Consider the following 13760-nt stretch of genomic DNA (forward strand, 5'->3'; position numbering starts at 1 on the left):
GGCACGGCAGCTGGTCAAGGCGGGGTGCCCCTCCACCATCCTGCGGATGGTCCCCCTCCCCCGCTGGGGGAGGATCGAAGAACGTCCGCTTCCCACCGCGAACCAGACATCACGCCACCCCGGCGTCCGTGGTCATCCTGCGGACAACCCGAGCCCCCCTTACCGCACCTGGGCCTGGATGCTCAGCGTGAAGCCCGGCGGGGTGCCGGTCGAACCGGCCATGATCCCTTTGGGATTGAGGCAGACGAACCGCACCGCCGGATCGTAGGCGGCGACCGGGGTGTAGGTGCAGCCGGCAAAGCTGGTCGGGGCGGTCGCGGCGTTGGAGAAGCGGATGTCGGTGCCCGGGGTGAAGGTCAGCCCGCTGGCCGGCGACCCGTCGGTGAAGACCGGGCTGGCCGCCGTGCCGATGCTGAGCTGCGGCGGCACCGCATCGATCAGCCAGACCGCATTGGCATCCACCGCGCTCGGCCCGGTGTTGGTGACCGCGAAGGTGTAGCGGACCACGGCCCCGGGGATCAGCTTGGGATTGGTCGTGCCGTTGACCGGATCGGAGACCGGTGCCGCATCCTTGGCGATGGTCAGGCGCGCATTGGCGGCGATCCGCGTGTTGGTGATCGTGCAGGTCACCACGTCGCCCATGGCCGGAGTGATCGTGCCGCCGACCGTGCCCGGCAGCGCCGTTGCCGACCCGGCGTTGGCATTGCTGCAGGCGAGCGCGGAAGTGTACTGGGTGAGCACGGTGGTGCCCGCCGCGGTCTCGTTGAAGCGATAGGTGTTGCCAGGGCTCGCCTGGAACTGCGGGGTGGTGCCGGTGGTCACGGTCGCCCCGGTGCCCGTCGTGGTCGCGCTGGCGACGACGCTGCCGCCCTGCTCGATCCTCATGACGAACTGGTCACCGGCAAACTGCCGCCCCGAAGCGGCGAGCGCCTTGCCCAGGGTCAACTGCGGGAACGGGGTCTCGGTGAAGGTGCACTGCACCGCATCGCCGAATTGCAGTGCGGCAAAGCCATAGGACGTGGTCACCAGGCCGCTGGGCAGGCTGGTGCCCGATCCGGCGTTGCTGTTGGTGCAGGTCAGGGTCGTGCGATAGCGCGCCAGCGTGCTGGTGCTGCCCGCGGCCATGGTCTGGTTGACCGTGACCGGAACCGAGGCCGCGACGGACAGGGCGGCGGCCGCGAAGGGGCCCAGCCCGCTGCCCGAACTCGTGCCCGAGGCCAGCACGGTCCCGCCCGATGTGGCATTGATCGAGAAGGTGAACTGGTCGGACGGATTGGCCCTCGTCCCGCTGATCTGGGTGTTGAGCCGGATCGAGGCGAAGCGCACGGCGAACATCGCCCCCTGCAGCCCGCCCCCGACGATCGTGGCGGTCACAGTGGTGGGCGTGGTCGACCCGGCGATATAGGCGCCGACCGTGCCGGGCACCCCGGTGGTGGTGAAGGTGGCCGTGCCGGCGCCGCTCACGGTCGGATAGGTCGCGCCGCTGATCGGCCCGATCTGGTCGAGCAGCACCCAGCCGCCACCGTTGCTCTGGAACGACAACGATTCGGTCTCGTTGCTCGATTCCGCGTCGCCCGCGACGAACATGTAGTTGGACACCGCCGCCACGCCGGCGGGCGGCGTGATCGTGATGCCGGTGAAGCTGACGGTGGTCGTCCCGGCGGACGACTGGTACAACGCGGGTCGCCCGGGAATCCCCAGAAAGGCCGTGTTGCCCACGGCGGCCCCGCCCCAGGTCGGGGTGGCCGACGCGAAGATGGCGGCGCCCGACACGCGCAGGACAAAGCTCATCACACTGCCGTCCTGCAGGGTCAGGGCATAGCTCTGCCCGCTGGCCGAACGGGCCTGGACATCGTTGTAGCCGGTGAAATCGATCCAGCAGTAGGTCTGCCAGTTGGATGGACCGGTGCTGCCCTGCGCCGTCGCGTAGCTGCAGTTGGCCGCCGAGGCCGTTCCCGTGCTCGCCAGGACAAGCAGAGGGCCGAGGAGCAGCCGCCAGCCGAACCGCGCCAGCGCTCGTGCCAGCCATCGCCACATATTTACGTGCATATACGTGGACCTGCCAAGAAATGGCCCCCCAGGCAAGCCCGCGACCGGCCGACGCGCCGGACTGCGGCGGCCCACATTGCCAAACCGTAACCCTTCGATCACGCTGGGGCAGCCCGGCATCGGCCATACCGGGCAGCGACGGTTCGGCGTTCTGTCGCGCACCAGCCCCGGCGCGGCAGGGCCCGGCCGTCACCCCGGCACCGCCCCTCAGCCAGCAGCAGGAACCTGACCTTGACGCGTCCGGTCTTCTTCGACCCGTCCGGTCGCCGTCGGCGCCGGGCCCGGCACACGCTGTTCGCGGTCCTCGCGCTGCTCGTCGTCGGTTGCGCGGTCTTTGCCAGCACCGTGCTGGAGGTGCCCACGCCGTTGCCCCTCCCCATCGGGTACGAGCGCATGAGCGCGCTGCCGTTCCGCGCCCAGGTGAGCCGGATCAAGCACCGCGTCGGCCAGTTGCTCCCCCACGCCGTGGCGTCCACCCAGACCACGGGACGTCCGCTGACGGTGGGGTTCTACGCCAGTTGGAGCGATGACAGCGCACCGTCCCTGCAACGCCATGTCGAACAGCTCGACTGGGTGGCCCCCACGCTGCTGGACCTGGCGCCTGATGGCACCCTGCTGGTCCATGACGATCCGACCCTGCGCCGCGTGGTCAGCGGCTCGCTCCATCGCCCGCTGATCGTCCCGGTGCTGCAGAACGCCCGGGATGGGGCATGGGATGGCGCAGGCACGGCCCGCCTGCTGCGCGACCCCGCGCGGCGTCGGCGCCTGGAGGAGGCGATTGCCCGCCAGTTGACCGCCAGCGGCGATGCCGGGATCATGTTCGATCTGGAGAACCTGCCTGCCCCGGCCCTGCCCGATCTGGTCCGGCTGGTCGAGGACACCCACCATCGCCTGGCCCCGCTGGGCAAGCTGGTGACGGTCACCCTGCCGGTGGACGATCCGCACTGGCCGGTCCGCGCCCTGGCCCGCGCCGCCGACAAGGTGGTGCTGATGGCCTATGACGAGCATTGGCAGGGGGGAGAGCCCGGCCCGATCGCCTCGGACAACTGGTTCGCCCGGCGGGTGGAAGCGCGCCTCGCCGGGATTCCGGCCGACCGGGTGATCGTCGCTCTGGGCAACTATGCCTACGACTGGCACGGGGGGCATGCCGATGCGATGACCGTCGAGGAGGCCTGGCTGGCGGCGCGGGACAGCGAGACCAGCCCGGCCTTCGTCCCGGCGATCGGCAACGCGGGCTTCTCCTATGCCGATGGCTCCGAGCGGCACGATGTCTGGATGCTCGACGCCGCATCGAGCTGGAACGAGCTGAAGGTGCTGAAACGCCTGGGGATCGGCAATGTCGCGTTGTGGCGGCTCGGTGCCGAGGACCCCGGCTTCTGGCCGACCCTGGCCGCCTGGCGGCACGGCTTGGGCCATCCCGCGATCAGCCGGATCCGCCAGCAGCAGACGGTCGACGTCGAGGGTAATGGCGAGATCCTGCGCGTCGCCGCCGAGCCTCGCCCCGGCAACCGCACCGTGACTTACGATCCGCGCACCGACCGGGTGGCGGACGAACGCTTCACCGCCCTGCCCACCCCCTTCGAGGTGCAACGCACCGGGGCTCGCCCGCGGCTGGTGGCGCTGACCTTCGACGATGGACCGGATCCGACCTGGACCCCGAAGATCCTCGACGTGCTGGAACGCTACCACGTTCCGGCGACGTTCTTCGTGGTGGGCGAGAACGGGGTGGCGCAACGCTCGCTGCTGCGCCGGATCGTCGATGACGGCGACGAGCTGGGCAACCATTCCTACACGCATCCCAACATGGCCGACGAGGCGGACAGCGGGATCGGGCTGGAACTCAACGCCACGCAGCGACTGATCGAGGCCTATACCGGCCGTTCGACCCGGCTGTTCCGCGCGCCCTACTTCGGGGACGCCGAACCGACCACGGCCGACGAGCTGCAGCCCGCGTTGATCGCCCAGCAGCACGGCTACACCGTGGTCGGCCTGCATGTCGATCCGGACGACTGGCAGCGCCCCGGGGTGGATGCCATCGTCGACCGGACCATTGCCGCGGTGGAACATCCGGCACCCGATCGCTCGGGCAATGTGGTGCTGCTGCACGACGGCGGCGGCGATCGCGCCCAGACCGTGGCCGCCCTGCCGCGCATCATCGAGCGGCTGGAGCGCGACGGTTACCGGCTGGTCCCGGTCTCGACCCTGGCCGGGCTCGACCATGATACGGTGATGCCGCGGGTGGAAGGTCTGGACCTGGCCGCGGTGCGCGCCGACGTTTTCCTGTTCCTCGCCATCGGGGCGGGCGTGACCGGGCTCAACTGGATGTTCTTCTTTGCCATCGCCCTGGGGCTGGCCCGGGCCCTGCTGCTGACCGGGCTGGCCATGCTGCCCCAGCGCCACCGCTCGGCCCCGCCCGACGCCTCCTATCAGCCGACGGTCACGGTGATCATCCCGGCCTACAACGAGGAGCGCGTGATCGAAGCTTCGGTGCGCCGCGTTCTGGAGAGCGATTATCCCGACCTGGAGATCATCGTAGCCGATGATGGCTCGCGCGATCGCACCAGCGCGATCGTGTCCGCCGCCTTCGGGCACGAACCGCGGGTCCGCCTGCTGACCCTGGTCAACGGCGGCAAGGCCGCGGCGCTCAACCGGGCCCTGGCCGTGGCCTCGGGCGAGATCATCGTCGCGCTCGATGCCGATACCCATTTCGAGCGGGCCTGCATCGCCCGCCTGGTGCGCTGGTTCGCCGATCCCGGGATCGGGGCGGTCGCGGGCAATGCCAAGGTGGGCAACCGGGTCAACCTGGTGACCCGCTGGCAGGCGGTCGAATATGTCACGGCCCAGAACATCGAACGGCGGGCCCTCGCCCGGTTCGACGCGATCATGGTCGTGCCCGGCGCGGTCGGGGCCTGGCGGCGGACCGCGCTCGATGCGGTGGGCGGCTATCCCGAGGATACCCTGGCCGAGGACCAGGACCTGACCATCGCGGTCCAGCGCCGGGGCTGGCGGATCGCCCATGACGAGCAGGCCGTGGCCTGGACCGAAGCGCCGGAGAGCTTCGCCGCGCTGGCCAAGCAGCGCTTCCGCTGGTCCTACGGCACCCTGCAGTGCCTGTGGAAGCACCGCGCCATCCTGGCTCGCGGCAAGCCCGGCGGCCTTGCCTTCGTCGGCATGCCGCAAGCCTGGCTGTTCCAGATCGCCTTTGCCGTGGTCTCGCCACTGATCGACCTGGCCCTGGCCGTGTCGATCGGCGGAACGACGATCCGGGTGCTCCAGCACGGTTGGGTCCAGACGCAGACCGACGTGCTGCGCATGGGCTTCTACTGGGCGGCCTTCACCCTGATCGACCTGCTGTGCGGCTGGGTCGCCTACCGGCTCGACGTGCGCGGGGAACGGCTGCGACCGCTGCTGCTGCTGGCCCAGCGCTTCGTCTATCGCCAGGTGATGTACACCGTGGTGATCCGTGCGGTCGGCGCGGCCTGGGCCGGGGTCGGGATCGGCTGGGGCAAGCTGGAGCGCAGCGGACGGGTCTCCAGCCCGGGCGGAGAGGCTGGCCCCGCCACGCCGGTCTCAGGCCCGCGGCAGGCGCAGCCGGGCGATCAGACCCCGCCCCCGGCCCGGCCCGGCATCCTGGCCTGACGCCAGCTCGAACGTGCCGCCGTGCAACCGGGCGATGGCCGCCACGGTGGCCAGCCCCAGCCCGGCCCCGGGACGGGTCCGGGCATTGTCGAGCCGGGTGAAGCGCACCATCGCCCGCTCGCGGTCCGCATCGGCGATGCCGGGGCCATCGTCCTCCACCTCGAGCAGCACCATGCCGTCATCGATCACGGTCCGCACGGCAATGGCCGTTCCGCCGTACTTCAGGGCATTGTCGATCAGGTTGGCCAGCGCCCGCGACAGCAGCTCGCGATCGCCCAGGATCATGGCGGCCTGGCCGCTCGCCGCCAGGGTCACCCCGCTCTGCTCGGCCAGTGGTTCGTAGAGTTCGGCGAGGTCGGTGACCAGGTCCAGCAGGTCGAGCTGTTGCCGGCGATCCGGCATGGCTCCCGATTCCAGCCGCGCCAGCTCCAGCGCGGCGGCCAGCATGGCCTCGAGCACCTCGGCATCGGACTGGGCGAGCTGGAGCGCCTCGGCGGCGGCCCGCTCGGTCAAGCTCGCCTGGGCGGTCTCGATCGCGGCGCGCAACCGCGCAACGGGCGAGCGCAGGTCATGCGCCAGTCCGCCCGCCACCGATTGCAGCTCGCTGACCAGTTGGTCGATCCGTTCGGCCATCAGGTTGATCTGGTTGCCGAGGTGATCGAAGCCGTCGCCGAAGCCGCTGCCCTCCACCCGCGCCGAGAAGTTGCCCGCGGCCAGGGCTTCGGCGGTCTCGGCGATGGCATGGGCCCGGCGGCTGACCACCAGGCCGGTCAGCAGCGCGCCGGCCAGGGCGAGCAGCGCGGTCAGGACCACCACCAGGGCCAGCGCCTCGGCAAAGGCCAGATCGAAGCGCCGGTCGGGCGTGGTCAGGGTGCCGACCACCAGGTGGGTGCCATCGGCCAGGTCCGAAGCCAGGGCCAGCGCCTCGGACGGGGGACCACCGCTGGCGTGGAAGGCCCTGACGCGCACCGGCCGCTCGCTTGCCGCCACTTTCGGGACCTCGGCCAGATGGCTCAGCACGGGTGCGCCATGGCCCGAGACGGCCACGAAGATCAGCGGTTCGGCCGCGCTTCCGCGTCGTTCGGCCACGAAGGCGGCCAGTTCACGGTAGCCACCGTCGTAATAGGCCGACAGCAGATCGTTGCGCAGGTCGACGATCTGCCGCGTGCGGTCGGAGTTGATCACCTGCAGCATCTTGGCACGAAGCAGCACGATTGCCGCCCCGCCCGAGATCACCTGCAGCACGAAGATCGCGGCGATCAGCCGCGCCACGGTCGACGAGGCCAGGCGGCGCAGCATCGCCCGGCCCGGCTATTCGGCCGAAATCATGTAACCGGCCCCGCGCACGGTGCGCAGCAGGGCCACCACTTCGCCGTCGTCGATCTTGCGGCGCAGGCGGCTGACATGGACATCGATGACATTGGTCCCGGGATCGAAGTGATAGTCCCACACCGCCTCGAGCAGCATGGTGCGGGTCACCACCTCGCCGGCATGGAGCAGCAGGTATTCCAGCAGCCGGAACTCGCGCGGCTGCATCGGGATCTTGCGCGACCCGCGGCGGACCTGGCGGGTCAGGCGGTCCAGCTCGAGATCGGCGCAGCGCAGGACCGAAACCTGGGTCTGCGCCGCCCCGCCCTTGTCGCGTCGCAGAAGGGCCTGGACCCGCGCCAGCAGCTCGGCGAAGGAGAACGGCTTGCCCAGATAATCGTCCGCCCCGGCGGTCAGTCCCTCGATGCGGTCATTGGTGTCGGCCAGCGCCGACAGGACGATCACCGGCGTGCCGACCCCGGCCGCGCGCATCGCCTTCAGCACGGCCATGCCGTCCATGCCGGGCAACATCCGGTCCAGGATGACCACGTCATGCTGCGCCTCGGTCGCCAGGAACAGGCCGTCCCGCCCGGTCGCCGCACGGTCGACCGTGAAGTTCTGTTCGATCAACCCGCGCGAGATATACTCGGCCAGCCGGTCATCGTCCTCCACCACCAGTACCCGTCCGGACATGGCTTCTCCTCGCTTGGCCTGCCCATGCTAAGGCGAATGCGGCCCGGCGGAAAGGCTCTGCTCAGGCAGGCCCCGTTCCGCCGCGCCGGTTCGCCGCCGCGTGGCCTGCCTCAGTAGCTGTAGGCCTTGACCAGATCGTAGAGATAGGCCCGCCCGGTGAGCAGCGACTGCACCTCGATCCGTTCGTTGAGGCCGTGGACCCCGTCCCCGTCCGGGTTGCCCCAGACCCCGGGCACGCCATAGGTCGGGATGCCCGCGCCCCCGGTGTAGACCGCATCGCTCGCTCCGGTGGCCATGGACGGCAGCACCGGCACGCCCGGAAAGTAGCGCGCGGCCAGCTTCTCGATCGGGCCGGTGATCTTCGGATCGAGCGGCGGCGACTTGGCCAGCGGCTTGTCGCGCACGGCCAGTTCGACGCTGACCCCCGGATCGCCGATCGCGGCGGCCAGGGCATCGCGGGTCTGTTCCGGGCTGTTGCCGGGGAACATGCGGCAGTTGACATTGGCCGTGGCGCGCTGCGGCAGCGCGTTGAGCGCGTGCCCGGCGGCGACCATGGTCGGCACGCAGGTGGTGCGCAGCAGCGAGTGCAGCATCTTGTCCTTGTTGACCACCGCCTCGGCCGCAGCGTCGTTCGGATTGGCCGAAAGCGCCACCATGGCCTTGCCGGTCTCGTCCTGGCGGATGGCCCCGGCACGGGCGAAATAGGCGCGGGTGGTGTCGTTGAACTGCAGCGGGAAGCGATAGGCGTGAACCTTCTCCAGCGCCCGCGCCAGCGAGACGATCGCGTTCTCGGGCACCGGCTGGCTGGAATGGCCGCCCGGGTTGGTCGCGGTCAGGGTGAAGTCCTGATAGGCCTTCTCACCCACCTGCAACTCGAGCACGGTCAGCTTGCCGCCTTCGGACAGCCCCTTGCCATCGGTCAGGCCGCCCCCGCCCTCGTTCAGCGCGAATTCGGCATCGATCAGGTCGCGCTTGTTGGTGCTGAGCCAGTCGGCCCCGTTGAACGATCCGCTGGTCTCCTCGCCGCAGGTCAGCGCCATCTTCACCGTGCGCTTGGGGCCGGTCTTTTCCCCCTTGAGGCGGACCATGGTATCGATCCAGATCGCATCGAGCGACTTCATGTCGCTGGTTCCGCGACCGTAGAAATAGCCGCCTTACCCTGACCGCGACCAACCCGGGCGGCCATCCTCGATCAGCGTGTAGGGATCGCGCACCCAGTCCTCGCGCTTGGCGGTGACCACGTCGATATGGCCCAGTAGCAGGATCGGCCGGGCCGTGTTGGACGACCCCTTCAGCACGACCACGATCCCGCCCTCCTTCGGGTGGTCCGGCACGGCGAAGCGGGTGATCTCGGCATCGGTGTACCCCGCCTTGCGCAGCCGCGCCTCGACCTTGTCGGCCACGGCCGTGCAGGAGCCGGTGGTGATCGAGCTGTCGGTCTCGACGATCTCGCGGAAGGTGTCGACGAAGGCGGCATCGCGGGTCACCGGCGGAGGCGCGGCAACGGCCTGGATGGCCAGGCTCGACGCGGCGAGCGCCAGCGTGCTGCGAACCGCGGAACGGAATGAAATCATCGATCGTGTCTCCACCTGTACGATACCCCGGGACGAGATCAGCCAATTCGGCGCAAAAGGAAAGGCCCGTGCGGACTAGGCCGTGGATGGACGCGAGGCGAACCGTTGTCCCATCCCCGGCTTGATCCCGATCGCGCCGCGTGGTCTTAGGCTCCATGGCCCGCGTCCACCTCGACCGATCCGATACCGCCTGGCTGGCCCGTGCCGGGCAGTACCACCCGCGCCTGATCGCGGCCGCCCTGGCGCTCAACGACAATGACCTGCCCCGGGCCGAGCCCCTGCTGCGCGAGCACCTGCGCGAGGACCCGTTCGATGTCGCGGCAATCCGCATGTTCGCCGAACTGGCCGGGCGGATCGGTCGCTACCGCGATGCCGAGAACCTGCTGCGCCGGGCGCTCGAGCTGTCCCCGGCCTTCACCCCGGCCCGGGCCAACCTGGCGCTGGTCCTCTACCGCCAGAACCGCGCGGAGGAAGCGCTCCAGGAACTCGACCGGGTCATTGCCGAGGACCCGGACAACCCGGGCCATGCCAACCTTCAAGCGGCCGCCTATGGCCGGACCGGCGATTTCGACGAGGCCCTGGCGCTCTATCCGCGCGTGCTGGAACAGGCCCCGGCCCAGCCGCGCGTGTGGATGAGCTATGGCCACATGCTCAAGACCGTCGGGCGCCAGGCCGAGGGGATCGCGGCCTACCGCCGCGCGATCGACTTCGCCCCCGCGCTGGGCGAGGCGTGGTGGAGCCTGGCCAACCTCAAGACCGTGCGCTTCGACGATGCCGATCTGGCGGCCATACGCGCCGGACTGGCCCGGGACGACATTGCGCCGGACGATCGCTTCCACCTCGATTTCGCGCTCGGCAAGGCGCTGGAGGATCGCGGCGAGGCCGAGGCGGCCTTCGCCCACTATGCCGCAGGCAATGCGCTGCGGCGGCAGAGCCTGGACTATGACGCGGACGAGACGACCGCCTTCGTTGACCAGCTCATTGCGCTGGCCACGCCGGAATTCTTCGCGGCGCGGGCCGGCCTGGGGTTTGCCGCCAGCGATCCGGTGTTCATCCTGGGCATGCCCCGCGCCGGTTCGACGCTGGTGGAGCAGATCCTGGCCAGCCATTCGGCCGTCGAAGGCACGTCCGAACTGCCCGACATTCCGATCCTGGCCCGGCGCGACAAGGCCTATCCGGCCGGACTGCCCGGCCTGACGGGGGACGACCTCGCCGCCCTGGGCGAGGAATACCTGCAGCGCACGCGGATCCAGCGCAAGACCGAGCGCCCCCTGTTCATCGACAAGCTGCCCAACAACTGGGCGCACACGGTGTTCATCGCGCTGATCCTGCCCAACGCGCGGATCATCGATGCCCGGCGCCACCCGCTGGGCTGCTGCTTCTCGAACTTCAAGCAGCACTTCGCGCGCGGCCAGGGCTTTTCCTATGCGCTGGAGGACATGGGCCGCTATTATCGCGACTATGTGCGGCTGATGGACCACCTCGACCGGGTGATGCCCGGGCGGGTCCACCGCGTGATCTACGAGGACATGGTCGAGCACACCGAGCGCGAGGTGCGGGCCCTGCTCGACCATTGCGGCCTCCCGTTCGAGGAGGCCTGCCTGGCCTTCCACCGCACCGAGCGGGCGGTGCGCACGGCCAGTTCGGAGCAGGTGCGCCAGCCGATCTACCGCGAGGGCACCAGCGGCTGGCAGCCGTTTTCGGCCTGGCTGGACCCGCTGCGCGCCGCGCTCGGCCCGGCGCTGGAGGATTGGCGGGGCAAGGCGTCCGGGTGCTGAACCAAGGCAACACCCTACGAAAGTTTAATCGGTTGCAGGCGATTTCCGCTTGACCGTGATGCGCCCGGACAACACAGCTAGCAACATTAAGTAACGTTCCCAGAGGGGGGGTCGTATGCACCATGTTATCCGCCGTAGCGTTCCGGCCGCGCTGCTTGCCACCACCGCGCTGGTTCCCGCCGTCGCGCTGGCCCAGACCGCACCGCAGCAGGCCACCGAGGCCGAGCTGGACGATGCCAATGTCATCGTGGTGACGGCGCAGAAGCGCAGCGAAAACCTCCAGAACGTCCCGATCTCGATCCAGGCGCTCGGCACGGCCAAGCTGTCCCAGCTCAACGTCACCGACTTCAACAGCTATACCCAGCAGTTGCCTTCGGTGACCTTCCAGTCGCTCGGCAGCCCCGGCACCAACGTGATCTACATGCGCGGCGTCGCCTCGGGCGGTGACGGCAATCACTCCGGCTCACTGCCCTCGGTCGGCGTCTATCTGGACGAGCAGCCGGTGACCACGGTGGGCGGCAACCTGGACGTCCACATCTACGACATCGCCCGGATCGAAAGCCTGTCGGGTCCGCAGGGCACGCTGTACGGCGCCTCGTCCGAAGCGGGCACGATCCGCATCATCACCAACAAGCCGGATACCACCCGCTTCTACGGCCGGGTCGACAGCACGGTGAACAAGGTCACCAACGGGGATTGGGGTGGCCGACTGGAAGGCTTCATCAACGCCCCCCTGTCGGACCGTGCCGCGCTGCGCGTGGTCGGCTACTACAAGCGTGACGCCGGTTACATCGACAATGTGGCCGGTCGCCGGACCTTCTGCGGCACCACCCTGTTCAATGCCGGCGGATCGGCGATCGGCTGCCTCAAGGACGGCATCTCGGTCACCAACAACCAGTTCGTGAAGCAGAACTACAACGACACCGAGATCGCCGGCGGGCGCGCGGCGTTGAAGGTGGACCTTGACGACAACTGGACGGTCACGCCGCAGTTGATGGTGCAGGATACCCGCAGCCATGGCCGCTACCTCTATGATCCCAAGGTGGGCGACCTGAAGGTCCAGAGCTTCTACCCCGAGTTCCGGCGCGACCGCTTCATCCAGGCGGCCCTGACCATCGAGGGCAAGATCGGCAACTGGGACCTGACCTATTCGGGCGCCTACCTGGATCGCAAGGCCAGCCAGTCGAGCGATTACACCGATTACTCCGAAGCCTATGACAGCCTCTACGAGAGCGCGGGTGGGCTGGCCTATTACTTCGCCTATGTCGATTCGACCGGGAAGACGATCGATCCGCGGCAGAACGTGATCGGCAGCGATCACTTCAAGAAGAACAGCCAGGAGGTGCGGATCGCCTCGCCCGGTACCGCGCCGCTGCGCTTTGTCGGCGGCCTGTTCTACCAGTACCAGTCGAACGACATCCACCAGGACTACAAGATCCCCAACCTGGGAGCGGCGGTTTCGGTCAACGGATCGCCCGGCACGCTGTGGCTGACCCAGCAGCACCGGATCGACCGCGACTATGCGGCGTTCGGCGAAATCAGCTACGATCTGTCCCCCACCGTCACGCTGACGGCGGGTGGCCGCCTGTTCCGCTACGACAACTCGCTGATCGGGTTCTTCGGCTTCGGCCGCAACCCGGGTAGCCAGTTCACCGCCTCGCCGTCCAACGCGGCCTACAGTTCGCGAACCGGCGTGATCCAGTGCTTCACCCAGAGCGGCAAGCGGCTGACCGACGTCACGGGCACCAGTGCCGCGGTGCTGCTGCCGGGCGTGGTCCCGGGCAGCCCCTGCACCAACCTGGGCGTGTGGAACGGATCGGGGGTGGACCCGGTCAAGGCCACCGGGGACGGCGCGACCTATCGCTTCAACGCCACCTGGAAGCCCCGGCCCGGCCTGATGATGTACGGCACGGTCTCGCGCGGGTTCCGCCCGGGTGGTATCAACCGCCGGGGGGATTTCGGCGCTTACCAGCCGGACTACCTGATGAACTACGAGCTGGGCTTCAAGACCACCCTAGCGGATGGTTTGATCCGCCTGAACGGCGCGTTCTACATGCAGGATTGGAAGAACTTCCAGTTCAGCTTCCTCGGGCCGAACAGCTTCACCGTGATCGTCAATGGCCCGACCGCCCGGATCAAGGGCTTCGATGTGGACGCCACGGTCAACCTCGATCCGCTGACCATCAACTTCGCCGGGGCCTATGCCGATGCGAAGCTGCGCAACAACCTGTGCAAGGCGATCGACCCGACCTTTGCCTGCACCGGTGCCGGCAATGCCATCGATGCGCCGGTCGGCACGCGCCTGCCCATCACCCCGCAGTGGAAGATGAGCGGCACCGCCCGCTATGCCTTCCCGATCGGCGAGGCCAAGGGCTATGCCCAGGTGAACGGCACCTATCAGGGCCGCTCCACGTCCGACCTGCGCGTCTCGTTCGCCCAGGCCATCGGCGATCTGCCGGCCTTCGGCCAGGTCAACCTCGCGCTGGGGGCGAACTGGAAGGGCTACATGATGGAGCTGTTCGTCCAGAACGTGACCGACGAGCGCGGGCAGTTGACCCGGTCGATCTCGTGCGGCCAGTGCACCGCCCGGCCCTACATCCTGCCGAACCAGCCCCGCACCATCGGCCTGCGCTTCGGCGCGGACTTCTGAGGCAGAGGCAGAGACGGACAGGAGGGGCGGCCTTAGGGTCGCCCCTTCGCCGTTTGCGGCCGCGCGCGG

The 13760-nt window shown here is 69.0% G+C and carries 7 protein-coding genes and 1 pseudogene; 3 read left to right on the plus strand and 5 right to left on the minus strand.

Features of this window, described 5'->3' with window-relative positions; all coding sequences use genetic code 11:
- Positions 1-159: 159 nt before the first annotated feature.
- Positions 160-2049: a CshA/CshB family fibrillar adhesin-related protein gene (locus H7F49_RS08500; protein WP_235982025.1), complete on the minus strand. Its 1890-nt coding sequence runs from the start codon at positions 2047-2049 to the stop codon at positions 160-162.
- A gap of 231 nt (positions 2050-2280) precedes the next feature.
- Here H7F49_RS08500 and H7F49_RS08505 point away from each other — a divergent pair, with 231 nt between their 5' ends.
- A complete protein-coding gene (locus tag H7F49_RS08505; RefSeq protein WP_185683157.1) occupies positions 2281-5688 on the plus strand; it encodes a glycosyltransferase in 3408 nt (1135 codons plus the stop codon).
- Here H7F49_RS08505 and H7F49_RS08510 read toward each other — a convergent pair.
- The 4 genes and pseudogenes from H7F49_RS08510 to H7F49_RS19875 all read right to left on the minus strand — a co-directional run bounded on the left by H7F49_RS08510 (position 5620) and on the right by H7F49_RS19875 (position 9263).
- Positions 5620-6987, minus strand: a complete 1368-nt coding sequence (locus H7F49_RS08510; RefSeq protein WP_185683158.1) for a sensor histidine kinase — start codon at positions 6985-6987, stop codon at positions 5620-5622. The two genes, H7F49_RS08505 and H7F49_RS08510, sit on opposite strands and share 69 nt — an antisense overlap.
- 12 nt (positions 6988-6999) lie before the next feature.
- Positions 7000-7689 (minus strand): response regulator transcription factor, encoded by a 690-nt coding sequence (locus H7F49_RS08515; RefSeq protein ID WP_185683159.1) that lies wholly within the window; start codon positions 7687-7689, stop codon positions 7000-7002.
- Between the two features lie 110 nt (positions 7690-7799).
- A pseudogene (locus H7F49_RS08520) lies at positions 7800-8831 on the minus strand (M20/M25/M40 family metallo-hydrolase); the annotation flags it as partial.
- A 12-nt stretch (positions 8832-8843) separates the two neighbouring features.
- Positions 8844-9263, minus strand: a complete 420-nt coding sequence (locus H7F49_RS19875; RefSeq protein WP_328806615.1) for a hypothetical protein — start codon at positions 9261-9263, stop codon at positions 8844-8846.
- 155 nt (positions 9264-9418) lie between these two features.
- Here H7F49_RS19875 and H7F49_RS08525 point away from each other — a divergent pair, with 155 nt between their 5' ends.
- Together H7F49_RS08525 and H7F49_RS08530 are read left to right on the plus strand one after the other, a co-directional pair.
- On the plus strand, positions 9419-11041 hold the full coding sequence (locus H7F49_RS08525; protein WP_185683160.1) for a tetratricopeptide repeat-containing sulfotransferase family protein: 1623 nt from the start codon (positions 9419-9421) through the stop codon (positions 11039-11041).
- 115 nt (positions 11042-11156) lie between these two features.
- Positions 11157-13691 carry a TonB-dependent receptor gene (locus H7F49_RS08530; protein ID WP_185683161.1) on the plus strand — a complete coding sequence of 845 codons (2535 nt, stop codon included), beginning with the start codon at positions 11157-11159 and terminating at the stop codon, positions 13689-13691.
- The last annotated feature ends 69 nt before the right edge of the window (positions 13692-13760 follow it).

Source organism: Novosphingobium aerophilum, assembly GCF_014230305.1.
In the GTDB taxonomy this organism is placed as follows: Bacteria; Pseudomonadota; Alphaproteobacteria; order Sphingomonadales; family Sphingomonadaceae; genus Novosphingobium; species Novosphingobium aerophilum.